A 23,217-nucleotide genomic window follows, 5' to 3' on the forward strand; every position below is an offset into this window, starting at 1 on the left:
CTGCGACGGCCGGTATGGCGGTGCTTCTGCGACGGTCGATATGACGGCACGTCAGCGGCGGTCGGTGTCGCGGTGCGTCAGCGCAGGTAGTCGACCAGGCCGGTCGGCTTGAGGCCGGCGGCGTCGGCGGCGGCCAGGGCCCGCTGCAGGTCGGTGGCCAGGGTGTCGGTCCAGTGCATGAGGACGACGTCGCCCGGCTGCAGCAGGCCCGGGTGCCAGATGTCGGCGGCACCCCAGCTGAAGTCGGCGTCGGCGGTGAGCACGGTGCGGATGCCGCAGTTGGCGGCGGCCTGCAGGGTGTCGGCGTTCCAGGCGAAGTACGGCGGACGGAAGACCACGGGCGCGGTGCCGAAGTGGCGGGTCAGGGCGTCGCGGGCGTCGCAGATCTCGACCTGCTGCTGGTCCGCCGGGAGTTTGCTGAGGTCGGAGTGGGAGACCGTGTGGTCCTGGATCGAGGAGCCGGGCACGGCGGTGACCCGCTGGAAGAAGGCCGGGTCGGTGCCGGCCGGCATCGGCAGCGGGAAGGCGGTGATCGGCAGGCGGTGGTCGGCGATGAACTGTTCCGCCTCGGGGGTGCGCTGCCAGCCGTCGTCCACGGTGAAGAAGACGACCCTGTCGGTGGTCGGGATCGAGCTCGCCGCCACCGCCGGGGCGGGTGCGGGCCCGTCCACCCGGACGTCGTCCACCGAGAACGGGCCCTGCTGGTACCAGCCGTGCACGTACAGTCGGACGCTGTGCGCGTCGGGGCCGGTGGTGAACCGGGTGGTCAGTCGCTGCCAGCCGCCGCCGGTGCTTTCCGTCCAGGCGGGCGGGACGTCCTTGCCGGTGCCGGTGGCGCCCAGGTAGACGAAGCTGCCGCGCACCCAGGCGGAGGCGGTGTAGGTGGTGCCGGGGCGGACGGCGACGGTCTGGGCGCACTCGCCGGTGGAGTCGGCGTTCGCCGGGGTGACGGTCAGCGCGGAGGCGCCGGCGTGCGGGGCGGTGGGGGTGACGGCCGCCTCGGCCGGGCCGCCGGTGCAGTTCCAACCGGGGATACTGCCCCAGTCGGCGAGGCTCGGGGCGGGCAGCTCGAACCCGGGGTTGGTCGCCAGGTTGACGGTCGGGGCGGCCTCGGCGGCCGGGGTGGCAGGGGTGGCAGGGGCGGCCTGGGCGCCGTCGGCGGAGGCCGCCGGTACGGCGAAGGCGGTGAGCAGCGCGACGGAGGCGGCCAGCGCGGACAGCCGCGTGGACATCGACACGTGAGGACTCCAGCGTGTGGGGGAGACGCCCGTGGGGAGGGCGCGAACGAAAGGGGTGGTGGTGCGCCGCACTCGGACCGAAGAGAAACAATGGACTGGACCAATCGGCCCGTCAAGGGAACGGCAGATGAACCGGGCGGCCACCGGACCTGTGCCACAAGGGACAAGACGGCCAGTCAAAACACCTACCGGACATCCCGATCAGGGGAGGTACAGCTCCTCGATGTCCTCCGCGTAGTACTCCGCGATGGCCCCTCGCCGCAGCTTGAGTGAGGGCGTCAGCAGACCTTGCTCCTCGCTGAACTCCCGTGGGAGCAGCCGGAACGCGCGGATCGACTCGGCTCGCGACACCGCCGTGTTCGCCGCCGCCACCGCGCGCTGGATCTCGACGTGCAGGTCCTCGTCCGCGAGCACCGCCCATGCGTCGAGCTGTTCCCGCCCGCGGGTCTTCAGCCAGTGCGCCAGCGCCGCCGGGTCGAGCGTGATCAGTGCGGCCACGTACGGGCGGTCGTCGCCGACCACCAGGCACTGGGAGACCAGGGGGTGCGCCTCGACCCGCTCCTCCAGGCCGGCCGGGGCGAGGTTCTTGCCGCTGCTGGTGACGATCAGGTCCTTCTTGCGGCCGGTGATGGTGAGGTAGCCGTCCTCGTCCAGCCGGCCCAGGTCGCCCGTCGCGAACCAGCCGTCGACCAGCGACTCGGCGGTGCACCGCGGGTGGTTGAGGTAGCCGCCGAAGACCGAGTCGCCGCGCACCCACACCTCGCCGTCGTCGGCGATCGCCACCGAGGCGCCCGGCACCGGCTGCCCGACGGTGCCGAGCTTCTGCCGCCCGGTCGGATTGGCGGTGATCGCGGCGGAGGTCTCGGTCAGCCCGTACCCCTCGTACAGCTGCAGCCCGGCGCCGGTGAAGAACAGGCCCAGGTCGCGCCGCAGCGAGGAGCCGCCGCACATCACGCTGCGCACCCGGCCGCCGAGCGCCGCGCGCAGTCTCGGGTAGACGGTCCGCTCGTAGGCGAGGTGGCGCAGCCGCAGTGCGGCGCCCGGTCCGGGTCCGCGTCCGAAGGCCTTCTGCTCCCGGGCGGCGGCCCAGTCGACGGCCACCTGTCGGGCCTGCTCGAAGAGTTCGCCGCGGCCGGAGCTCTCGGCGGCGCGCCGGGCCTGCTGGAAGATCTTCTCGAACACGTACGGGACGGCGTGCAGGAAGGTCGGCCGGAAGGTCTCCAGCGCGGGCAGCAGCGCGTCGGTGGAGACCTCGGGGACGTGGCCGACCCGGAAGCCGCCGCGGATCGCCGCGATCTGCACGGCCCGCCCGTAGACGTGGGCGAGTGGCAGGAACAGCAGGGTGCCGGGCTGGCCGCCGCCGGTGTCACGCAGGACGTCGCCCCAGCCGGCGAGCAGCGCGTCGGCCTCGGCGGCCAGGTTGGCGTGGGTGAGCAGGCAGCCCTTGGGCCGGCCGGTGGTGCCGGAGGTGTAGACGACGGTGGCGACGTTCTCGGCGGCGACGCCGAGGCGCTGGCGGTGCACCAGGGAGTCGGGCACGCCGTGGCCGTCCTCGGTGATCGCGGCGACGCAGTCGCGGTCCAGTTGCCAGATGCCGGTGAGGTCGGGCAGTGCGTCGCAGACCGCGCCGACGGTCATGGCGGCGTCCTCGTCCTCGACCAGGCAGGCCACGGCCTGGGTCTCGGCGAGGATCCAGCGGACCTGCTCGGGGGCGGCGGTGGGGTAGACCGGGACGGTGATCGCGCCGATCGACCAGAGCGCGTAGTCGAAGAGGGTCCACTCGTAGCGGGTGCGGGACATCAGGGCGACCCGGTCGCCGTAGTGCACGCCGTGTGTCAGCAGTCCTTTGGCCAGGGCGAGCACCTGGTCCCGGAACTGCCGGGCGGTGACGTCCTGCCAGCGTCCGCCGCCGGTCCGCCGGGACAACTGGACCAGGTCGGGGGTGCGCTCGGCGGTGTCGTACAGGGAGTCGGCGAGTCCTCCGGCGGCCCCGGGAGCGTCCGGGGCGGGGGTGGTGAACTCGCGCACAGTCCTCCCCAGTTCGCGTCTCCCGGCGCCTGTTGCCGGGCCGGCCCGGCGCGCCCTCCGGCCGCCGGGGCGCCGGCGCCGGTTGCGCGGGTGGAGCGAAACTATCGGATCGTCCCGTCACTTCCCAGGGTTGTGACGGTGACGCGACGAGATCGGCACCGGTCCGCCCGCATGGTGCCGCACCCGTGAAGGCGTGGTCGAGGATGCGGGAGAGGGGTGAGGGTGGCGTGCAGGTCGGGCATTCCGGGCATCGGTGGACGATTCCGTCGTGAAACGAGGGCCTGGGCGACCGGTTTCTGACGTGTGCGGGGCAAGGTGGGGAGGCGGATTGGTTCGGCCCTCGAACGAGTGGTCAGGGCGTAGTAGAGTCGCGCAGACCCGTGGCCGGGAGCCCCCTCCGTATCCCTCCTCACCGTTCCTGCCCCTGCCCCACCCCTCCCGCCGCGCCCACCGCTTCCACGGCCCCCACCCTCCCCGTCCGCGCCTGGCACTTCCCGACCGAGGACTCCATGCGTCTGCGCCGCAGCTCGATCCGCGCGAAGATCATCGCGCTGCTCCTGGTGCCCATCGTGGCGCTCACCGCCCTGTGGGTGTTCGCGACCTTCGCCACCACCGGCGACGTCTGGAGCCAGCTGAGGATCAGCCGTACGTACAAGGAGTTCGCTGGCCCGGTCGACCAGTACGCCACCGACCTGCAGAACGAGCGCCGCGCCGCCGTCCAGAGCCTGGCCGACCCCCGCTCGCCCGTCGCCCGGGACGCCTACGAGCACGCCAAGGCCAACACCGACCGCAGCCTCGCCGTGCTGCGGCAGAAGAAGGACAGCGCGGGCAGTAAGCTCTCCACCCCCCAGCGCGGCCGCTTCGTGCAGATCATCGCCTCCGCCGACCAGATCGGCCCGCTGCGCTCCCAGGTCGGCCGGGCCGCGCTGAACTGGGAATTCGCGCTGGACCAGTACAGCGACCTGGTCAAGCCCGTGTTCGGCTTCCGCTCCGCCTACGTCGCCCGGCAGACCGGCCAACTCCCGCGCCAGGGAACCATTCTGATCGAGCTGGTGCGCGCCCGTGAGTACCTGTCTCAGGAGGACGCGGCGATGGAGGGCCTGCGCGCCGGCGCCGCCAAGCCCACCGCCGAGCAGTACCAGGTCGCGCTGGACGCCCTGCACAACCAGCAGGCGCTGTTCACCGTCTACGTCGCCGAGCTCGAACCCGCCGACCAGTCCGACTACATCGCCCTGCGCGGCGGCGAGGCCTGGGGCGCGCTGGCCCGCGCCGAGGCGGACTTCGTCGGCGCCGGCGGCCCCGACCGGGTGGTCCAGGCACTCAACAGCGACTCCTGGCGGGAGACCGCCGACCGGGCACTCGGCGACCTCAACTCGATCAACAGCCGGATCGCCGCCGGGCTCGACGAGCGCGCGCGGTCCGCGGCGATCGGCATGCTCTGGCGCGGCGGCATCGCCGGTGCGATCGGCCTGGTCGCGGTCGTGCTGTCGATCATGATCTCGTTCCGGATCGGTCGCGGCCTGGCCCGCGAGCTGATCGGCCTGCGCAACGCGGCCAACGAACTCGCCGGCACCCGACTGCCCTCCGTCATGTTGCGGCTGCGCCGCGGCGAGCCGGTCGACGTGGCCACCGAGGCGCCCGGACTGAACTTCGGCGACGCCGAGATCGGGCAGGTCGGCCAGGCCTTCAACGCGGTGCAGCGGGCCGCCGTCGAGGCCGCCGTCGAACAGGCCGAGCTGCGGCGCGGCGTCTCGGCCGTGTTCGTCAACCTGGCCCGGCGCAGCCAGGTGCTGCTGCACCGTCAGCTCACCCTGCTCGACACCATGGAACGCCGCACCGAGGACCCGACGGAGCTTGCGGACCTCTTCAAGGTCGACCACCTCACCACCCGCATGCGCCGGCACGCCGAGGGCCTGATCATCCTGGCCGGCGGCTCGCCCGGGCGTGCCTGGCGCAAGCCGGTCCGGATGGTCGACGTGGTCCGGGCGGCGGTCGGCGAGGTCGAGGACTACGCCCGGGTGACCGTCCGGCCGTTCCCCGGCACCGGCCTGCTCGGCAGCGCCGTCGCGGACATCACCCACCTGGTCGCCGAACTCGTCGAGAACGCCGCGGTGTTCTCCCCGCCGAGCACCCAGGTCACCGTCCAGGGCGAGGTGGTGGCGCACGGCTTCGCGCTGGAGATCGACGACCGCGGGCTCGGGCTGAGCGAGCAGCTGCTCGCCGAGATCAACGAACGCCTCGCCGTGGAGCAGGAGTTCGACCTGGCCGACACCGACCGGCTCGGCCTGTTCGTGGTCAGCCGGCTGGCCCGGCGGCACGGCATCCGCGTGCACCTGCGGCCGTCCCCGTACGGCGGGACGACGGCGGTGGTGCTGATCCCGCGCGAGCTGCTCGCCGAGGCGCCGGACGGGCTGGCGGAGCCGGCCGCGACCGGTCGGCGGTCCGTGGGCGCCGGTCGGCGCGGGCAGCGGGACCTGGTCGCGGTCCCGGGGCCGGTTCCCGGGCCGGGGGCTGCGGGCGGAACCGACCCCGGGGCGGGCTCCTCGTCCGGTTCCCTGTCCGGCGTGTCGTCGGGCTCCTCGTCCGGCGCCGGTGAGGGCGGTCGGCACCGGGGGACGGGCGGGCCGCGGCCCTCCGTGCCCGAGGCGGGGCGTACGGCGGGCGGTCTGCCGCGTAGGGCCTCGCGGCCCAAGGGCGGACCGGTCCTGGTCCCCGCGCCCGGAGCGGACACCGGGGACACCGGGGACGGGCCGGGCACGGGCCGGCACCGGCGGGAGGACATGGTGGTGGCCGCGGCTGCGGAGGCCTTCGCGGCTGCTGCGACCGCCGAGGCTGCCGCTGTCGCCGAGGCTGCCGTGATCGCTGGGGCTGCAGGGGTTGCTGGGGCTGCCGAGGTTCCGCCGGTGGACGCCGCGCCCCGGACGGTGGGCGGTCTGCCGCGTCGGGTCCGGCAGGCGAACCTGGCGCCGCAGCTCAGGGAACAGCTCACGGAGCAAGTGAAGGAACGATTCCGCAGCGCGGGCGGGTCGGGGGACACGACCGGGGACGCGGGGTCCGCTCCCGACGCTCGGGAGGCACGGGAGCGCTCGCCCGAGGAGGCCCGGGCGACCTTCGCCTCGTTCCAGCGCGGCTTCACCCGGGGACGCGGTGCCTCCGCCCCGGTGGACCGTGCCGATGCCACCAAGGATCGCGACGGCTCGCCGACAGGCAGTGACGGATCGTCAAGAAACGGCGACGGATCGTCAAAGGACCGCGACGGCACGCCAGAGGGCGCAGAGAGCGCCCCGACGGCCCACGAGGGATCGCCGCGCGATCGCTTCGCAGCCGTACCCGTCTGGCAGCCGCCGGGCGCGTCCCGCCGGGCGATCGGCCCGGCGCCCGCCCCGGCGGCGCTGCCCGCCCCCTCGGACACCGGGCGGGCCCCGCTCGCCCGTCGGCTGCCGCCCGGACCGCCGGTCCGTCGCAGCCCGGGCCCGGGATCGCCCGTACCACCGGTATCACCCGTTGTACCCGATTCATCAGCACGACCGGCACCACTCGCACGACCCGCACCACCCGTGCGGCCCACATCGCCTGTGCGGCCCACATCACCCGCATCATCGGCATCACCTGCACCACCCGCTCCAGCGGAAGGAACTGATTCATGACCACTTCGACGCAGCCGTCCGGGGACCTCAACTGGCTCCTGGACGACCTGGTGGGGCGCGTAGCGGCCCTCCGGCACGCGGTGATCCTGTCCAGCGACGGCCTGGCCACCGGCGCCTCCCGCGACCTCGACCGCGAGGACGCCGAGCACCTGGCCGCCGTCGCGGCCGGGTTCCACAGCCTGGCCAAGGGGGCCGGCGGGCACTTCAAGGTCGGCGGCGTCCGGCAGACCATGGTCGAGCTGGACGAGGCGTTCCTGTTCATCACGGCCGCCGGCGACGGCAGCTGCCTGGCCGTGCTGAGTGACGCCGAGGCCGACATCGGCCAGATCGCCTACGAGATGGCCCTGCTGGTCAAGCGGGTCGGCGAGCACATGGCCGCCGAGCCGCGCACCGAAACCGCCCCGCCGGGGAGATGAGCGGGCCGATGGCGGATCCGAAGGCGGACGTGCCGGACGTGCCGGACGGCCCGGAGGTGCCGGTGGGCACGGACGGGCCGACCGGTGCGGGGGCGTCGCCTGGTGCGGACGCATCGGCGGAGGTGGACGCCCCGGCCGGCGTGAACGCGCCGGACGGTGTGGCCGCATCCCAGGGTGTGGACACTCCGGCGGACGCGGAGCAGATCGACCCGGACGGACCCGAGGTCGACCTGTTCCGTCCGCGCACCCCGGTCGACGACCGCTGGTTCGACGACGAGGCCGGCCCGGTCGTGCGGCTCTACTCGATGACCCGCGGCCGCACCCGGCCGGTCGAGGAGGGCCTGTTCGACCTGATCTCGCTGGTCACCGCCGTCGAGCCCGGGCCGGACGCGGGGGCCGTGCCCGCGCACGTCCTCGACCCGGAACACCAGACGCTGCTGGCGCTGTGCCGCCGCGAGCCGCTCTCCGTCGCCGAACTCGGCTCCTTCACCGACCTGCCGGTCAGCGTGGTGCGGGTGCTGCTCGGCGACCTCTACGACGCCGACCTGATCAGCGTCACCCGACCCGTTCCGCTCGCCGAGCTGCCGGACGAGCGCCTGCTGCGAGACGTGATCAATGGACTCCGTGCGCTCTGACCACCACCTCCGCCCGGACGGTGCCGCGTCCGACCCGGCGAACGCCAACGACCCGCGGTGGCGCGGCGGTCCGGCCGCCGCGGTGAAGATCCTGGTCGCGGGCGGCTTCGGCGCGGGGAAGACCACCCTGGTCGGCTCGGTCAGCGAGATCCGGCCGCTGCGCACCGAGGAGGAACTCAGCGAGCTGGGGCGTCCACTGGACGACACCTCGGGCGTCGAGGCGAAGCGCACCACCACGGTGGCGATGGACTTCGGCCGGATCGACCTGCGGCCCGGCCTCGCCCTCTACCTGTTCGGCACGCCCGGGCAGGACCGGTTCTGGTTCGTCTGGGACGAGTTGGCGCGCGGCGCGCTCGGCGCCGTGGTGCTCGCCGACACCCGGCGGCTGGCCGACTGCTTCCCCTCGGTCGATTTCTTCGAGCAGCGCGGCATCCCGTTCGTGGTCGCGGTGAACTGCTTCGAGGGCACCGAGCGGTTCACGCCGAACGAGGTGCGGGACGCGCTCGACCTCGACCCGGACATCCCGGTGTTGCTCTGCGACGCCCGGCTGCGGGAGGACGGGAAGGACCTGCTCGTCGCGCTGGTCGAGCACGCCGCCGCGCGCCGCCACCCTGCTGCCGCCCGGGCCTGAGGGAGCCTCGGGTGACGGCGGCGCGGGCGTCCCCTACCGGCCGACGTCTCATTCCGATGTCCGCATCCCGGACGGTCGGCGCGCGGAAGGTTGCCTAGACCGGCCCGGCCGTGGAAGGCTCAGTGGACGAAGGCCGCCCGGCCATGCCGTCGGGAGCCCCGGAAACGCCCCGTTCACACGGGCGTTGCCGACCGGCGGACGGCCTTCGACGATCCGGCGAGGCACCGCGGGCGCGCACCGGCAGCGGTGAACCGCCGCGCACAGAACGAGGGGGAGGGCAGCAGAATGACGACCGTCGGCCGACGACGCATCGCCACCGCCCTGTCCGGGCCCCTCATGCCCGGCTCCGCCCGCTCGGGTGCCGCCGCTCCGGTGCTCACCGTCCGCCGCTACATCGACCACGCGCTGATCTGCAGCGCGTGTTGTCGCTGACCGGCCTGTCCCATCCCGGTACGTCCCCGGCGCTCCCGGCCCACCAGCCACCGCCCGACGCACCGCTGATCCCGTCGACCAGGCCGTAGCGGACCGCCGTCCGGCGCGCCCGCGGCCGACCAACCGGACCGCCCAGCGGAGAGACCACCAGTGAACATCGTCTGCCCCAGACCTGACCCCGCCGCCGTCGGCCGTACCCGAACGGCCGGGACGGCCCCCGCGACGTGCGCGGGCGGTGGACGGACCGGACGGTGGAACGGGCGCGTGAGCCGCGCCGCGGACAGCCGACGGGGTCACCACGACCTCGAGCCGTTCTGGCCGTCCCGGCAGCCGCACCTGTTCGATCAGACGTGTCCGGGCTCGCCCAGCGCGTCCCGGCTCTCCGCCCGCTGACCCGGTTCAGTCCGGTCCAGCCCCGGCAGTACGCCCGGTCGACGCGCAGACGACTCCACCCCGTCCGTCACGCGCGAAATGAGCGGCACACCATGTCTTCTTCCTCCACGGCCACCCTGCCCCTGCCCACCGCGACCCCGCACCTGCGCGCGGTCCGCTCGGTTCCGACGGTCCCCTCTGTTCCGTCCGTTCCGCCTGTTCCGTCCGCCGTTCCGTCACCTGTTCCGTCCGCCGTTCCCGGTGCCGCCGGCTCGGCCTGGGTCGCGGGGTCGTCCGTCGGTCCGTCCGCCGGTCCGTCCGTCGCCCCGGCTTCGGTGGCCGACCGATGGCCCGGGGCGGTGCTCCGCCCGCCGCACACCGGCCCGGCCCGCCCGGCCGGTGGTCCGACGACCGCCGTAGCGCCGCAGCCGGGCACGGTTGTCCCGCCGGCCCCGCACGCGCTGCTCGCCGCGCTGCCGGAGGGGGCGACCGTCGTCGCCGCCCTGCCGCAGGGCGTGCTGCCGCAGGGTCTGCTCGCCCAGTACGGAGCGCAGTTCGGTGGCGCGAACGGGAGCCCGATGGTCGGGTACCTGGTGCTGGTGCCGACCGAGAGTCCGGCGGCGGGTGGCCCGGGCCTGCCCGGTGCGCCCGATGCGCCCGTCGTGCCCGCGACTGCCGGACTGCCCGGAGCTGTCGGGTGGTCCGGAGCCGCCGGACTGCCTGGGGCGTCGGCTCCGGCGGGTGTCCGCCCGGTGCGTGCGGCCGGGCGCGGCATCACCGTCGACGCGGAGCGGCGCAACGCGTACGTCGACGGGCGGCTGCTCGACCTCACCTACCTGGAGTTCGAGCTGCTGGCCCACCTCACCGAGCACCCGCAGCGGGTGCACAGTCGGGACCACCTGGTCTCCGCGGTCTGGGGCTACGGCCACGTCGGGGACGGCCGGACGGTCGACGTGCACGTCGCCCGTCTGCGCCGCAAGCTCGGACCCGCCTACCGCGAAACGATCGTGACGGTCCGTCGGGTCGGCTACAAGTACAACCCGGCCGCTGTCTGATCACCGACTGCCGACTGTGGCGGCGGGCCGCCCGTACGTTCCGAACGGACGAGCAGCCCGCCGCCGCAGGGCTATTGATGGCCTTCCGGGCGCTGTGGAGTGCAGCGGACGGTGCAGGCCCAGCCCGGTGCCCGGGTGCGTCGGCCGTCGCTGACAACTGACAGCTGACAGATTTCGAAATCTGTCAGCTGTCAGTTGTCAATCGTCACCTTCCGCCGCAGAGGCCGCGCAGCTCGGCGCCTCAGTAACGCGGGCTCAGCGGCTCAGCCGGTCGATCTCCGCCAGCTCCTCCGCCGTCAGCGGCCCGCCGGCCAGCGCGTCGAGGTTCTGGTCCAGCTGGACCACGCTGCTCGCGCCGATGATCACCGACACCACCCGGGGGTCCCGCAGCACCCAGCACAGCGCCAGCTGCGCCAGCGTCTGCCCGCGCCCCTCGGCGATCTCGTCGAGTGCCCGCAGCTGCTCCAGCTTCGGCCTGGTCAGCGCCTCCTGGGTCAGGAACTTCCCGACCGACATCCGCGAGCCGGCCGGTACGTCCCCGGAGAGGTAGCGGTCCGTCAGCAGTCCCTGGGCCAGCGGCGAGTAGGCGATCAGGCTGGTCTGGGTGTCGCCCACCGCGTCCAGCACCCCGGCCTCCTCCACGTGCCGGTTGAGGATCGAGTACGCCGACTGGTTCAGCAGCACCGGCGTCCCCAGCTCCCGCAGGATCGCCACCGCCTCCCGGTGCTGCTCCGCCGGGTAGTTGGAGATCGCGGCGTACAGCGCCTTGCCCGAGCGCACCGCGCTGTCCAGCGCCCCCATCGTCTCCTCGATCGGGGTGTCCGGGTCGTAGCGGTGCGAGTAGAAGACGTCGACGTAGTCCAGTCCCATCCGGTCCAGCGACTGGTCGAGGCTGGCCAGCAGGTACTTGCGGCTGCCGCCGTTGCCGTACGGGCCGGGCCACATGTCCCAGCCGGCCTTGGTCGCGATGAACAGCTCGTCGCGGTACGGCCGGAAGTCCTGGGCGAACAGGTAGCCGAAGTTGCGCTCGGCACTGCCGTACGGCGGCCCGTAGTTGTTCGCCAGGTCGAAGTGCGTGACGCCCCGGTCGAAGGCCCGGCGCAGCACCGCCCGCTGCACCTCCAGCGGCTGGGTGTCACCGAAGTTGTGCCAGAGCCCGAGCGAGACGGCGGGCAGCTGGACGCCACTGCGGCCGGCCTTCCGGTAGGTCATCGAGGCGTAGCGGTCATCCGCGGCGAGGTAGCTCATGCCGGACATCCTGCCAGCCGGCCCCGGCCGATCAAGCCCTTGCCGTTCCCGTAACCACTGATCCGCCGCCCGCCCGCCCGCGCAGCGCGCCGTGCGCGCCCTGCCCGGCGTGACGCCGGCAACCGTGCGTGACGTGACGCGCGCCACCGATCGCGGCGGAATGCCGCCCGGCGGCAAGGGGGATGACGAACCGTCGAGGGGTCGTGGCCGCCGGGGGGCGGCGCACGGCCCTCAACCATCGGGCGGCCGTCGAAGGCTCCTGGAAGTCGATCCGGAAGCCCGATCCTGAAACCCGATCCGGCATTCCACTGGCACTCTGTACCTACTGGTATGTACAGTGATCCACATGAGCACCCAGGAACGCCTCATCGAGAGCACCCAGGCACTCCTCTGGGAGCGCGGCTACGTCGGCACCAGCCCCAAGGCCATCCAGCAGCGCTCCGGCGTCGGCCAGGGCAGCATGTACCACCACTTCACCGGCAAGCCCGACCTCGCCGCCGCCGCCCTGCGCCGCAGCGCCGAGCAGATGCGGGGCATCGCCGAGGCCGACCTCGCCGCCCCCGGCAGCGCGTACGACCGGATCGCCGCGTACCTGCGCCGGGACCGTGACGTCCTGCGCGGCTGCCGGATGGGCCGGATGGCCCAGGATCCGGACGTGGTCGCCGACCCGCAGCTGCGCGCCCCCGTCGAGGAGACCTTCGACTGGCTGCGCGGCCGGATCGCCGACCTGGTCGCCGAGGGCCAGGCCGGCGGCGAGTTCGCCCCCGCCCTCGACCCGGCCGACACCGCCGCCGCCGTGGTCGCCGTCGTCCAGGGCGGCTACGTCCTGGCCCGCGCCGCGGACAGCGCGGAGCCGTTCGACCAGGCCGTCCGCGGCGCCCTCGGCCTGCTCGCGGCACACCGAACGGCCTGACGAACAGAGCGAACCGGGCCCGAAGAGCCAACCGGGCCGGCTCGGCCAAGAGGCCGACCACACGACCAGGGCCGGCAGCCCGAACGGAACGAACAGGACCGACAGCCCGACGCCGCGCACCGACCCCGAGGAGCCCCGCCGTGCACGCCATGCAGTACGAGATCACCCTCCCCGCCGACTACGACATGGGCATCATCCGCAAACGCGTCGCCGACAAGGGCCACCTGCTCGACGCCTACCCGGGCCTCGGCCTCAAGGCGTACCTGGTCCGGGAGCGCGGTCTCCAGGGGTCGCCGGTCAACCAGTACGCGCCGTTCTACCTCTGGCGCACCGCCGAGGGCATGAACAGCTTCCTCTGGGGCCCGGCCTTCCGCGGTCTGAGCGCCGACTTCGGCCGCCCGGCCGTCCACCACTGGCTCGGAGCGGGACTGGGCCACGGCGGTGCGACCGACGCGCGGGAGACCGCCCCGACCACCGCCACCCGCGACACCGTACGGCTGCCGGAAACCGCCGACCCGGCCGAAGCCGTCGAGCGGGCGCTCGCCGAACTCCCCACGCACCCGGCCCTGCACACCGCCGCCGTCGCCGTGGACCCGAGCCGCTGGGAACTGCTCCGATTCGCCCTCTGGCACGGCCCGGCCCCGGAGGACGCGCCCGGCGCCCGCTACCAGGTGCTGCACCTCTCCCGACCCGAACTCGACCGGCTGCCGGCCGGACGCCACTTCTGAAAGGCCCCACGCCCCGATGACTTCCGTGCCGCTGCCGCCGAACGACCTCGCCCCCGCCCCGCTCGACCGCGAAGCCGGCTACGCCCTGCTCGCCGACCTCGCCGGGCCGGCCGCCGCCGGCACCCTCGGCGGGCTGGACGCCCTCGCCCCCGGCTTCCCCGACTGGATCGTCACCAGCCTCTTCGGCGGCACCTACCAGCGCCCCGGCCTCGCCCTGCGCGACCGCCAGATCGCCAACCTGGCCGCCCTCACCGCCCTCGGCGGGGTGGAACCCCAGCTCGCCGACCACGTGCGCTACAGCCGGCGGATCGGCCTGACGAAGGAGGAGATCACCGAGGTCATCGTCCACCTCGCCCCCTACGTCGGCGTCCCCAAGGCCCTCGCCGGCCTGCGCGTCGCGACCGCGACCTTCGCCGAAGCCACCGAAGCCACCGAAGCCACCGAGGCAACCGAGGCAACCGAGGCCGCCGTCAACGCAGCCACCGACACCACCGACACCACCGCAGCCACCGGCGCCACCGCAGTCAGCGACCTCACCGAGGAGCAGGCATGAGCCGCACCGTCCGCACCGTCCTGGGCGACCTCGACCCCGCCGAACTCGGCGTCACGGACTCCCACGACCACCTCTTCATCCGCAGCCCGCTGCTCCCCGGGCAGGAGCTGGACGATCCGGCCGCCGCCGAGGAGGTCCTGCGCGCCTACGCCGCCGCCGGCGGCCGCACCCTCGTCCAGTGGACCCCGTTCGGCATGGGCCGGGGCGCGGACTCGCTCGCCACCCTCTCCCGCACGACCGGCGTCCACATCGTCGCCGCCACTGGCGCACACCAGGCGGCCCACTACGCGGCCGGCCCCGTCCCGTACGCGGACCTCGCCGAACGCTTCGTCGCCGAGCTCACCACCGGACTGCCGGGTGCATCCGAGAGCGCCCGCGCCGGTCTGATCAAGGTCGCCGACGACGCGGGCCGCACCACCGCGCACACCCGTCGGACGATGGCCGCGGCCGCCGAAGCGCACCACGCCACGGGCGCCCCGATCGCCGTCCACCTCGAACCCGACGGCGATCCGCACGAGGTCCTGTCCCGGCTCAGCAGCCGCGACGGGGTCCGGCCCGACCGGATCATCTTCGGCCACCTCACCCGGTTCCCCGACCGCGCCACGTACCGCAGCCTCGCCGCCGAGGGCGTCCACCTCGCCTTGGACAGCCCCTCCCGGATCGGCCACCCGACCGACCTCCAGGCCTTCGACGTCATCGCCGACCTGGTCGACGCGGGCCACGCCGACCAGCTGCTCCTGGGCGCCGACACCACGACCCGTACCGCCCGGCAGGCCGGCGGTCCGACCCGCCTGCTCACCGATCTCGCCCCACGGCTCGCCCGCGCCTACGGCCCGGAACTGCCCGAGCTGCTCCTCACCACCAACCCGGCCGCCGCCTTCGCCGCCGACTGGCGCACCCCGTGAGCCCGGCAGGCCCTGAGCCCGGCAGGCCCTGAGCTGGGCGGACCCTCGAGCCCTGGCAGGCTTCCGAGCCCGTTCCCGCTCCTGTGGCCGACTGCTCCCGCCCGGGTTTGAATCCGAGTAGCCCTCCTGCCGGAGGGGCGCCCCCAGAGAGGCGGACTCGACGATGCCCGCACCATCGACCGCGGCCGCACCATCGACCGCGGCCGCACCATCGACCGCCGCACCGTCGACCTACCCGTGGCTCGCACCCGCCCGGCTCGCCGTCGCGGCCCTCGTCGCCGTCGCCCTCTGCTTCTCCGGCTACCGCGCGGCGACGGACCCCACCGGGGTGGTGAACTTCTTCAGCTACTTCACCAACCTGGGCAACCTCGCCGTGGTCGCCGTCCTGGGCTACGGCGGCTGGGCGGGCCTGACCGGCCGCCGCCCGGTGCCGGACGAGGTGCGCGGGGCGGTCGTGCTCTACCTGGTGATCACCGGACTGGTCTACGGCACGCTGCTGGCGAAGTACCCGGAGCAGCTGGTGATCCCGTGGGCGGACGACGTGTTGCACCGCGCGATCCCGCTCGTCGTGCTTGCCGACTGGCTGATCGACCCGCCCGCCCGGCGCGTCCGCCCGGTCGTGGTGCTCGGCTGGATGGCGTTCCCGCTGCTGTACCTGGTGTACGCGCTGCTGCGCGGCCACGCCGTCGACTGGTACCCGTACCCGTTCCTCGACCCCACCCTGCACGGTGGCTACCGCCGGGTGGCCGGGGCCTGCTTCCTGACGGCGGTGGCCTTCGTCCTCGTCGGCGCCGCGGTCGCCGCCGTGGGCAACGCGCTCGCCGCGCACCGCGACGCCCGCGACGGCGCGGTCCCGAGGGGCCGTCACGCCCGTGCCGGAACGGGCTGACGAGGGCCGAACACGCTCCCGTGGTGACGGCCGTGGTGACGCTCCGGACCCTCACGGCCGCCGACGCAGCATCGAGGCCTTCCGGCAGCGGGCGAAACGCCGAAGCGGGGCCTGTGCCGTACAGGGGACGGCACAGGCCCCGCCGTTCGGGGCCGCGGGGGCGGGCGGTCACATGTGGGTGCCGCCGTCGATGCGGAGCTCGGTGCCGGTGACGAAGGCGCCGTCGTCGGAGGCGAGCATGGCGATCACGCCGGCCACCGTCCCCGGGCCCGCGAAGCCCTGGCCGAGGGCGGGGGAGAGCTTGGCGAGCAGGCTGAAGTCGGCGTCGGCGGGCAGGCCGGGGTTGTTGGTCATGCCGCTGTCGATGCTGCCCGGGGCGACGCAGACCGCGCGCAGGCCCTGCTTCGAGTACTCCGAGGCGATGGCGTGGGTGAACGACTGGATGCCGCCCTTGGTCGCGGCGTACGCGGCCATGTAGGGGTGGGCGAAGCTCGCGGAGGTGGAGCTGAAGTTGACCACCACGCCCTTGCCGCCGGCGAGCAGTGCGGGGAGCGCCTCGCGGGTCATCAGGAAGGTGCCGGTCAGGTTCACCGCGAGGAGCGTGTTCCAGAACTCCAGGGTGGTCTCGTGGGTGTGCGAGGCACGGAGGATGCCGGCCGCGTTGACCAGGACGTCCAGGCCGCCCAGGTCGGCGATCGCCTCGGCGACGCCCGCGACGACGGCGGCCTCGTCGGAGATGTCCAGGACCCGGATGGTCAGGCGGTCCGCGGTGCCGTCGGCGGTCGCGCGGTCCAGGGTCTTCTTCAGGCCGTCCTCGTTGACGTCGACGGCGACGACCTTGCCGCCCTCGGCGAGGATCCGGTGCACGGTCGCCCGGCCGATGCCCGAGCCGCCGCCGGTGATCAGGACGTTCCGTCCGCTGAAGCGCTCCATGGTGGTACTCCGTTCGTTCGTGGTCTCTCGACCTCAAGAGGCACGGTACGCCCAAGTGGCATGTTGTGCCAATGAGGCTTGGTGAGTCATCTCGGCATGACGCGCCAGAATGGCACCCATCCGCGTAGGCTGACCCCGTGACCGGACGCCCGACCCTGAACCAGCGCCGCCGTGACGCCACCCGGCTGGAGATCGCCCGCGCTGCCGCCGCGCTCTTCGCCGAAAAGGGGGCGGAGGCCACCACCGCCGAGGAGATCGCCCTCGCCACAGGCATCTCGCTGCGCACCTTCTACCGGTACTTCTCCGTCAAGGAGGATGCCGTCGCCCCGCTGCTCGCGGCGGGCGGACGGCAGTGGGTCGACCGGTTCGCCGAGAGCTCGGCCGACCTGCCGCTGCGCGAGGCGCTGGAGAGCGCGGCGGTCGCGTCGCTGACGCCGGCCGACGAGGCGGGTGCCGAGATGATGCAGTGGACCCGCAGCCTGCTGCGCGACCCGAGCCTGGAAGGTGCCTGGCAGCGCGTCCACGCCGACTCGGAGGTGCGGCTGCGCGCGGTCCTCGCCGACCGCTGCCCGGAGGGCACCGATCCGCTGGAGATCCGGCTGGCCGCCGCCGCCGCGACAGCGGCGATCCGGGTGGCCCTGGAGCAGTGGGCCTCCTCCGACGCCCCCGCCGTCGGCCCGGGCTCCCCGCGCGACCTGGGCGCCCGCTGCATGCGCGAGCTCACGGCGGGGCTGCGGCTCTGGGAGCGGGTGTCCTGAGCCGGGGGTGCGTCGGGCGTGGGGCGTGGTGGCTGCCGCGCCCGGCGGTTGGCGGGTGACGGCGAGCAGCTGACAGGGTTCAGGGTTCAGATGTCAGATGACAGATTTCGAAATCTGTCATCTGAACTCTGTCGGTTGAAAGCCGTCGGCCGTTCCCCGCGACCTCCCAGCCCGCCATCAGCGTTCTCCCAGCTGGCGCTAGGGTTGATCATTGCGCCCTGGCAGGGGAGCCGGGGTGACCTCCTCGGATGTCCCCAGCGGAGGGGTCCGGAGTTCGAGGCGTGGGAGCAAGTAGGACATGGGTCTGACGAGCCACAAGGTGCTGGCGCTGACCGTATTGATCGCCGTCGTGGTGATGGGGGGCACGGTCTGGCTGTGGCCCAGGATGGCCAGGACGACCTGGCAGGCGGTGCTCGGCCGGATCGGCACGCTGCTCGCCACCCAGTTCGCGGTGCTCGCGGCGCTCGGCCTGGTGGCGAACAACTACTTCGCCTTCTACAGCAGTTGGGACGACCTGCTGGGCACCGGTGACACCGGCCCGGTGGTGATCCACAACAAGGCGGACGCCTCCGGTCGCCTCCTGGTGGAGACGATCGGCCACGCCTCGGTCAAGGGCGGCGGTGCGGTGGGCCGCGAGCCCAGCCAGTCGGGCGAGATCCGCAAGGTCCGGATCGACGGTGCGGTCAGCCGGCTGTCCACCGAGAGCTACGTCTACCTGCCCCCGCAGTACTTCCAGCCGGAGTACGCGCAGAGGAAGTTCCCGGCCGTGATCGTCAGCACCGGGTTCCCAGGAATCGCCGAGAACCTGATCACCCGCTTCAACTACCCGGGCGCGGCGCTCAAGCTGCTGCAGGAGGGCCGGATGCAGCCGACCGTCCTGATCCTGATGCGCCCCTCGCCCGCGCTGCCGCAGGACACCGAGTGCGAGGACATCCCGAACGGCCCGCAGTCCGACACGTACTTCACCAAGGACGTGCCCTCGGCGATCCAGGCCAGCTTCCGGGTCTCGTCCGACCCGCAGGCCTGGGCCTTCATGGGCAACTCGACCGGCGGCTACTGCGCGCTCAAGCTGGCCATGCGCCACCCCGACGTGTTCCCGACCGCCGTCGCGCTCTCGGCCTACTACGACGCCGCCGACGACCCGACCACCGGTGACCTGTTCGGCGGCAGCAAGCAGCGCCGCGACGAGGCCAACCTGATGTGGCGGCTGAAGAACCTGCCGCAGCCCAACGTGTCCGTGCTGCTGGCGGGCACCAAGAAGGGCGACGGCGACTACCGGCGGGAGACCGAGGCCTTCGTCGAGGCGGCGCGGAGCCCGATGAAGGTCTCGTACAGCATGCTCGAGAACGGCGGCCACAACTTCGAGACCTGGAGCGCGCTGCTGCCGTCCTCGCTGGAGTGGCTGTCCCAGCACCTTGCGGTGCCGAACCCGACCGCCTGACGACCGGCCGCTTATCGGCCGGACCCCGGGGCCCAGCCGCGGGTCGGGGGTCCGGCCGTCACAGGTCTCAGGCCACCCGCTCCAGCGAACCGGTGTGCAGCTGGCCGACCCGGCCGCCCTCGCCCTCGAAGGTCCAGAAGGCCCGCACCGTCAGCTTGTTCAGGTCCATCACATGGCTGACGGTGATCCCGCTCTGCTCCGTCCAGCTGACGAAGTAGATCTCCGGTGCGACCTCGGCGACGTGCAGCCGCACGTCCTCCCACTGGCCCGCGGACTCGCCGAGGCCCTCCCAGCGCAGCCGCGTGCCGTCGGCCGAGTAGGTGTTGCGGAAGGCCGCGCCGTTGTCGGCCCGGAAGACGTAGGTGCGGCCGGCGAAGGCGGGCAGGGACGCGATCATGGTGGGGCGGCTCCTCGTTTCGGGCTTTGGTGCTCTTGTGCACTGCGGAAATGTCAGGCCTCCAATTTATCCGACCGGGTGCAGTCGGTCAGATCTTTGCCACGGTACGGATCGCCACCGCGCCGCCCGCCGGGGGGTGCGACCGGCACATGGACACCCGCCGCGCTCCGGTCCTACCGTCCGCCCATAAAACGCACCCCTGCGAGACTCACCCCAGCGAGACGCACCCCCACCACGCCCGTCCACACCACCGGCATCGCGACGGTCGGCGGCACCCGGCTGCTGAGCGGCCTCGACCGCCTGGAGCTGGCCTGGGCGCCGGAGGCCGAGAGCCAGGTCGACGCCTGGCTCGGCTGACCATCCCGCCAGGCCTTCGGCCGAGCACCCGGACGGGCACCCGGCCAGGAACCAGGACGGGCATCCGGCCGGGCCGGGGGATTGATCAACTCGGCCGCCGCACAGCGTTGTTGATCGACACCACTGTGAGCTGCGCGACAACCGGACCGACGGAGTTGTCCGTTCACGCACAGCCTGCCTAGCCTGCAACGGTCGTCCGCCCTCGCGGACCCCGCCGCCGGGACGCCGAGTCCCGTCCACCCGTCGGCGGGTCACCGAGCACCACGCGGACGGGAGCGGGGGAACCAAGGTCGGCGCCCGGCCCGCGCGCTCACGCGTACGGGTCGTGGCTAGGGGTGAAGCCGTTCCACAGGCGGCCGGGCCAACTGCAGCCCGAACCCGACAGCTAACCTCGCAGGCGTCGCAGAGGTCCGCTCATGCCCCAGCCTGCTGTCCGGCGCGCCACGCCGCGCCGCGCCCGCCCCTCCCGCCGCGGCCGCAACGCCGCCTTCGCCGCCACGGGGGCGCTCGCCATCAGCGGCGCCGGCCTGTTCGGACTGCCGTCCGTGAGCAGTGCCCAGGCCGCCACCGCGCCGACCGTCACCCAGGACCGGCTCGCCCCCGCCACCATGGTCGCGGGCAAGGCCGGCACCGCCTCGCTCGGCCTGCACTCCTCGGCCTGCTTCACCGCGAAGACCGTCGGCGTGGGCGTGCGGGACGCGCGCGGCACCAACCTCGACTTCCCCGGCAACGCCTCCAACGTGCAGATCTGCCCGAGCGGCGTGAACTTCACCAGCGGCGCGCGCACCCTGCCCGCCGGGACGTACACCCAGTTCGGCTTCTGGCAGGACCTCGGCGGCGTCTGGCACAACCTGCCCTCGCAGCAGCTGATGGTCTCGGCCACCGCCACCCCGGCCCCGGCCCCGACGGCCACCGCCACCCCGGCGCCGACCTCCACGCCGACCCCGACCTCCACGCCGACCCCGAGCGCCACGGCCAGCCCGACCGCCCCCGCGCCGTCCTCCCCGGTCGTCGGCAAGTCGCTGACCTGGTCGGACGAGTTCAACGGCTCGATCTCCTGGGGCCAGCGCTGGGTCGGCGACAAGAGCACCTCGTACAAGTACGGGAACCACAACCCGGACGACAACAAGCTGGACTGGCTGAACAAGAACAACGTCAGCGTCGCCAACGGGGTCGCCACCTTCACCGCCGCCCCCGGCGGCCCGGCCCTGGAGAACGGCAAGCAGTCCTGGAACACCGGCTTCCTGACCACCGAGGGCTCCAGCGAGGGCTTCCAGGTCAAGACCGGCGACTACGCCGAGACCCGGGTCAAGCTGCCCGCGGGCACCGGCGCCTGGCCGGCCCTGTGGACCTGGAAGAACGGCAACGGGGAGATCGACTCCTTCGAGTACCACCCCGACAACCCGAACCTGCTGGAGCTGACCAACCACGTCAACCCCGGCAACCCGAAGTACTACACCGACGCGAGCGCCATCGCGAAGGACCAGTGGGTGACCATCGGCACCTACTACGGCGCGAACTCGGTGGACTGGTACGTCAACGGCGTCAAGGTCTTCTCGGACGGCAAGGGCGTCGGCGCCAACTGGTCGGCGTACCTGATCCTCAACCTCTCGGTGTGCGCGGGGCAGTACCACCCCGCGCCACAGGGGACCGCTCCGATCACCATGGCCGCCGACTACGTCCGCGTCTACCGCTAACCGGTAGGACGTCTCACCGGTCGCCGCAAGCCGGCAGCCGCTCGCCGGCGCCCGGCGCCCGGTGGGACGACGTGCTCAGGAACCGGCAGCCGTCTCGACCACCGTGATGTCGAACGGCTGCCGGTTGTTGCTCTCGTCCCGGTCGTCCGCGCTGCGCACCGCGACCCAGCCGCCGCTCAGTTTTCCCAGGGGCAGGTCGGGGTCCAGACGGACCGGGACGAGGGCGGTCGCGGTGCGCAGCGGCGGCAGCCCGGGCCCGAAGACGCAGCGCACCCGGTGGCCGTTCTGCAGCACCTCGCAGTTGTCGGGGTAGTAGGGCCCCTCGGGGGTGACGCCCTTCGGCAGGGTGACCACGACCGTGAACGGGGAGGCGGTGGCGTCCGGGCCCCTGTTGGCGACGAAGCCGTGGACGGTCGTGGTGCCGCCGGGCGGCGCCGCCGGGTCCGGGTCGATCCGGACCACCTCCAGGTCGGAGTCGGACGGCGCGGCGACCACGGCGGGCAGGGTGGACACCTCGGGGACGGCGGACGCGGTCGGCGCGCCCGGCGCGACGACCTCCACCGCCGGACGGGGCTCCGGCCGACGCAGCGCCCAGGACGGGCTGGTGGCCGGCACCGCCACCGTGCAGCCCGCCACGACGGCCGCGACCAGCACGGCCCCGCCGTACCTCCTGCCCCTCGTGCTGCCGTGCGATCCCGTGTCACCGCAAGACCCAGTGCTGCCGCGCGATCCCGAGCCACCTCCTACGACGCCCCGTACGTCCTGCTGCTCCATGCCGCTCACCGTGCCCTCGTGCTTCGGCCGCCCGCACCGTCGCGGGCCGCGTCCGCACCAGGGTGGCCGAGCTGTCGCCGCGACCGGGGCGCATCCCGACCCGCCCCGCCGCCGTCCGCTCGAACGGAGGACGTGCGGTGTCGGCCCGGCGGCCCGTGTCGGAAGGGGGGGTGACGAGGCGTCAGGCTGGTGGCCCTCAGGGGGCGAGGACCTGCCCCAGCCGGCCGGCGATCTGGCGCATCACCGGTACCAGCGAGGCGGCCCCGGCCTGCTCCTCCAGGGCCCGGATGCGGGCCTCCGGCCCGGAGACCGAGAGCGCGGTGGGCGTCGGCGCGCCGGGGACGGCGAGCGCGATGCAGCGGACGCCGATCTCCTGCTCCTGGTCGTCGACCACGTAGCCGCGCTCGCGCGCCTCGGCGAGCTGGTGCAGCAGCTCCTGCGGGTCGGTGACCGTGTACTCGGTGTGGGCCGGCAGCGGGTTGGGGCCGAGGACGGCGCGCGCCTCGTCCTCGGGCAGCTGGGCGAGCAGTGCCTTGCCGACGCCGGTGCAGTGCGGCTGCACCCGCCGCCCGACCTCGGTGAACATCCGCATCGAGCGCCGCGACTGCACCTGCCCGACGTACACCACCTCGCCGCCCTCCAGTACCGCCAGGTTCGCGGTCTCGCCGGTGGCCTCCATGAGCTCGGCCAGGTAGGGGCGGGCCCAGCTGCCGAGCAGCCGCCCGGCCGTCTCGCCGAGGCGGATCAGCCGGGGGCCGAGGGTGTAGCGGCGCGCGGTGTCCTGGCGGACATAGCCCTGCTGGACGAGGGTACGAACCAGTCGGTGGATGGTCGGCATCGGGAGGCCGGAACTGGTGGAGAGCTCGCTGAGCGTGGCCACGCCGCCGGCGTCGGCCAGCGCCTCCAGGAGTTGGAAGGCGCGCTCGACGGACTGCACGCCGCCGCTCGCGCGGTCGGAGCCTGTCGTCGATGCTGTGTCGGGGGTCGCAACCACCGGCGTTCCCTTCGCTGTCGGGGAGGAGTAGAGTCCCGGCGACCTCTTCAACAAACCGTTGAAATTCTGTATCGCGGAAACTAGTCTCCACCTTACAGAATCGAACTCGCCGACAGGCGGGTAACGATCGAGGAAGTTCCCGAGGAAGTTCCCACCGGAGCTCCCTTCGCCAGGCT

General features: G+C 73.3%; 20 protein-coding genes and 1 riboswitch. Of the genes, 13 read left to right on the forward strand and 7 right to left on the reverse strand.

Translation table 11 applies throughout. The features are described from left to right. Positions 1-77: 77 nt before the first annotated feature. Both ACZ51D_RS13120 and ACZ51D_RS13125 read right to left on the reverse strand, forming a co-directional pair. On the reverse strand, positions 78-1,232 hold the full coding sequence (locus ACZ51D_RS13120; RefSeq protein ID WP_465662363.1) for a polysaccharide deacetylase family protein: 1,155 nt from the start codon (positions 1,230-1,232) through the stop codon (positions 78-80). Positions 1,233-1,439: 207 nt separating this feature from the next. Next, on the reverse strand, positions 1,440-3,266 hold the full coding sequence (locus ACZ51D_RS13125) for an AMP-dependent synthetase/ligase (protein ID WP_465619711.1): 1,827 nt from the start codon (positions 3,264-3,266) through the stop codon (positions 1,440-1,442). A gap of 509 nt (positions 3,267-3,775) precedes the next feature. On the opposite strand from ACZ51D_RS13125, the gene ACZ51D_RS13130 reads away from it, so the two are divergent. From ACZ51D_RS13130 to ACZ51D_RS13150, 5 genes are all read left to right on the forward strand, one after another. After that, positions 3,776-6,913 carry a sensor histidine kinase gene (locus ACZ51D_RS13130; RefSeq protein WP_465662273.1) on the forward strand — a complete coding sequence of 1,046 codons (3,138 nt, stop codon included), beginning with the start codon at positions 3,776-3,778 and terminating at the stop codon, positions 6,911-6,913. Beyond that, complete coding sequence (locus ACZ51D_RS13135) at positions 6,910-7,329, forward strand: roadblock/LC7 domain-containing protein (RefSeq protein WP_360490059.1); 420 nt, start codon at positions 6,910-6,912, stop codon at positions 7,327-7,329. The genes ACZ51D_RS13130 and ACZ51D_RS13135 overlap by 4 nt, the downstream gene beginning before the upstream one ends. 203 nt (positions 7,330-7,532) lie before the next feature. Then, on the forward strand, positions 7,533-7,964 hold the full coding sequence (locus ACZ51D_RS13140) for a DUF742 domain-containing protein (protein ID WP_396287675.1): 432 nt from the start codon (positions 7,533-7,535) through the stop codon (positions 7,962-7,964). Then, entirely contained in the window at positions 7,945-8,595 is a 651-nt protein-coding gene (locus ACZ51D_RS13145; RefSeq protein WP_465662275.1) for a GTP-binding protein, read from the forward strand. Before ACZ51D_RS13140 ends, ACZ51D_RS13145 begins: the two co-directional genes overlap by 20 nt. Positions 8,596-9,734: 1,139 nt before the next feature. Next, the gene (locus tag ACZ51D_RS13150; RefSeq protein ID WP_465662364.1) at positions 9,735-10,454 is read left to right on the forward strand and encodes a winged helix-turn-helix domain-containing protein; all 720 of its coding nucleotides are present in this window, start codon (positions 9,735-9,737) and stop codon (positions 10,452-10,454) included. Positions 10,455-10,709: 255 nt separating this feature from the next. Here ACZ51D_RS13150 and ACZ51D_RS13155 read toward each other — a convergent pair whose 3' ends face one another. Next, positions 10,710-11,702, reverse strand: a complete 993-nt coding sequence (locus ACZ51D_RS13155) for an aldo/keto reductase (protein WP_465662277.1) — start codon at positions 11,700-11,702, stop codon at positions 10,710-10,712. A 346-nt stretch (positions 11,703-12,048) separates the two neighbouring features. On the opposite strand from ACZ51D_RS13155, the gene ACZ51D_RS13160 reads away from it, so the two are divergent. The 5 genes from ACZ51D_RS13160 to ACZ51D_RS13180 all read left to right on the forward strand — a co-directional run bounded on the left by ACZ51D_RS13160 (position 12,049) and on the right by ACZ51D_RS13180 (position 15,690). After that, the gene (locus tag ACZ51D_RS13160) at positions 12,049-12,615 is read left to right on the forward strand and encodes a TetR/AcrR family transcriptional regulator (protein ID WP_360490053.1); all 567 of its coding nucleotides are present in this window, start codon (positions 12,049-12,051) and stop codon (positions 12,613-12,615) included. Positions 12,616-12,755: 140 nt separating this feature from the next. After that, positions 12,756-13,343 carry a DUF4865 family protein gene (locus ACZ51D_RS13165; protein WP_465662279.1) on the forward strand — a complete coding sequence of 196 codons (588 nt, stop codon included), beginning with the start codon at positions 12,756-12,758 and terminating at the stop codon, positions 13,341-13,343. Positions 13,344-13,359: 16 nt separating this feature from the next. Beyond that, positions 13,360-13,896: a carboxymuconolactone decarboxylase family protein gene (locus tag ACZ51D_RS13170; protein WP_465662281.1), complete on the forward strand. Its 537-nt coding sequence runs from the start codon at positions 13,360-13,362 to the stop codon at positions 13,894-13,896. Further along, positions 13,893-14,801, forward strand: coding sequence for a phosphotriesterase family protein (locus tag ACZ51D_RS13175; protein WP_465662282.1), 909 nt, complete (start codon positions 13,893-13,895; stop codon positions 14,799-14,801). Before ACZ51D_RS13170 ends, ACZ51D_RS13175 begins: the two co-directional genes overlap by 4 nt. 163 nt (positions 14,802-14,964) lie before the next feature. Continuing rightward, positions 14,965-15,690 (forward strand): Pr6Pr family membrane protein, encoded by a 726-nt coding sequence (locus ACZ51D_RS13180; protein WP_465662284.1) that lies wholly within the window; start codon positions 14,965-14,967, stop codon positions 15,688-15,690. A gap of 168 nt (positions 15,691-15,858) precedes the next feature. On the opposite strand, the gene ACZ51D_RS13185 is transcribed toward ACZ51D_RS13180, so the two are convergent. Beyond that, entirely contained in the window at positions 15,859-16,623 is a 765-nt protein-coding gene (locus tag ACZ51D_RS13185) for an SDR family NAD(P)-dependent oxidoreductase (protein WP_465619729.1), read from the reverse strand. Positions 16,624-16,760: 137 nt separating this feature from the next. Between ACZ51D_RS13185 and ACZ51D_RS13190 the strand changes: the two genes are divergently transcribed. After that, complete coding sequence (locus ACZ51D_RS13190) at positions 16,761-17,381, forward strand: TetR family transcriptional regulator (protein ID WP_465619731.1); 621 nt, start codon at positions 16,761-16,763, stop codon at positions 17,379-17,381. Positions 17,382-17,679: 298 nt separating this feature from the next. Beyond that, positions 17,680-18,822, forward strand: a complete 1,143-nt coding sequence (locus tag ACZ51D_RS13195; RefSeq protein WP_360490039.1) for an alpha/beta hydrolase — start codon at positions 17,680-17,682, stop codon at positions 18,820-18,822. Positions 18,823-18,889: 67 nt separating this feature from the next. Here ACZ51D_RS13195 and ACZ51D_RS13200 read toward each other — a convergent pair whose 3' ends face one another. Next, the gene (locus ACZ51D_RS13200) at positions 18,890-19,219 is read right to left on the reverse strand and encodes a phenolic acid decarboxylase (protein WP_360490037.1); all 330 of its coding nucleotides are present in this window, start codon (positions 19,217-19,219) and stop codon (positions 18,890-18,892) included. A 606-nt stretch (positions 19,220-19,825) separates the two neighbouring features. Beyond that, positions 19,826-19,991: riboswitch (cyclic di-AMP (ydaO/yuaA leader) on the forward strand. A gap of 1 nt (position 19,992) precedes the next feature. On the opposite strand from ACZ51D_RS13200, the gene ACZ51D_RS13205 reads away from it, so the two are divergent. Next, positions 19,993-21,273 carry a glycoside hydrolase family 16 protein gene (locus ACZ51D_RS13205; RefSeq protein ID WP_465662286.1) on the forward strand — a complete coding sequence of 427 codons (1,281 nt, stop codon included), beginning with the start codon at positions 19,993-19,995 and terminating at the stop codon, positions 21,271-21,273. A 75-nt stretch (positions 21,274-21,348) separates the two neighbouring features. Here ACZ51D_RS13205 and ACZ51D_RS13210 read toward each other — a convergent pair whose 3' ends face one another. Then, on the reverse strand, positions 21,349-21,927 hold the full coding sequence (locus ACZ51D_RS13210; RefSeq protein WP_465662288.1) for a hypothetical protein: 579 nt from the start codon (positions 21,925-21,927) through the stop codon (positions 21,349-21,351). Between the two features lie 316 nt (positions 21,928-22,243). Continuing rightward, on the reverse strand, positions 22,244-23,041 hold the full coding sequence (locus tag ACZ51D_RS13215) for an IclR family transcriptional regulator (RefSeq protein WP_465619739.1): 798 nt from the start codon (positions 23,039-23,041) through the stop codon (positions 22,244-22,246). Positions 23,042-23,217 lie beyond the last annotated feature (176 nt).

Source organism: Kitasatospora sp. NPDC033851 (assembly GCF_055576085.1).

Coding starts and splice junctions, on each gene's coding strand:
- ACZ51D_RS13120 (WP_465662363.1), bottom strand. CDS start 1,232: ATGTCCACGCGGCTGTCCGCGCTGGCCGCCTCCGTCGCGCTGCTCACC.
- ACZ51D_RS13130 (WP_465662273.1), top strand. CDS start 3,776: ATGCGTCTGCGCCGCAGCTCGATCCGCGCGAAGATCATCGCGCTGCTC.
- ACZ51D_RS13135 (WP_360490059.1), top strand. CDS start 6,910: ATGACCACTTCGACGCAGCCGTCCGGGGACCTCAACTGGCTCCTGGAC.
- ACZ51D_RS13145 (WP_465662275.1), top strand. CDS start 7,945: ATGGACTCCGTGCGCTCTGACCACCACCTCCGCCCGGACGGTGCCGCG.
- ACZ51D_RS13155 (WP_465662277.1), bottom strand. CDS start 11,702: ATGAGCTACCTCGCCGCGGATGACCGCTACGCCTCGATGACCTACCGG.
- ACZ51D_RS13160 (WP_360490053.1), top strand. CDS start 12,049: ATGAGCACCCAGGAACGCCTCATCGAGAGCACCCAGGCACTCCTCTGG.
- ACZ51D_RS13170 (WP_465662281.1), top strand. CDS start 13,360: ATGACTTCCGTGCCGCTGCCGCCGAACGACCTCGCCCCCGCCCCGCTC.
- ACZ51D_RS13175 (WP_465662282.1), top strand. CDS start 13,893: ATGAGCCGCACCGTCCGCACCGTCCTGGGCGACCTCGACCCCGCCGAA.
- ACZ51D_RS13180 (WP_465662284.1), top strand. CDS start 14,965: ATGCCCGCACCATCGACCGCGGCCGCACCATCGACCGCGGCCGCACCA.
- ACZ51D_RS13185 (WP_465619729.1), bottom strand. CDS start 16,623: ATGGAGCGCTTCAGCGGACGGAACGTCCTGATCACCGGCGGCGGCTCG.
- ACZ51D_RS13195 (WP_360490039.1), top strand. CDS start 17,680: ATGGGTCTGACGAGCCACAAGGTGCTGGCGCTGACCGTATTGATCGCC.
- ACZ51D_RS13200 (WP_360490037.1), bottom strand. CDS start 19,219: ATGATCGCGTCCCTGCCCGCCTTCGCCGGCCGCACCTACGTCTTCCGG.
- ACZ51D_RS13205 (WP_465662286.1), top strand. CDS start 19,993: ATGCCCCAGCCTGCTGTCCGGCGCGCCACGCCGCGCCGCGCCCGCCCC.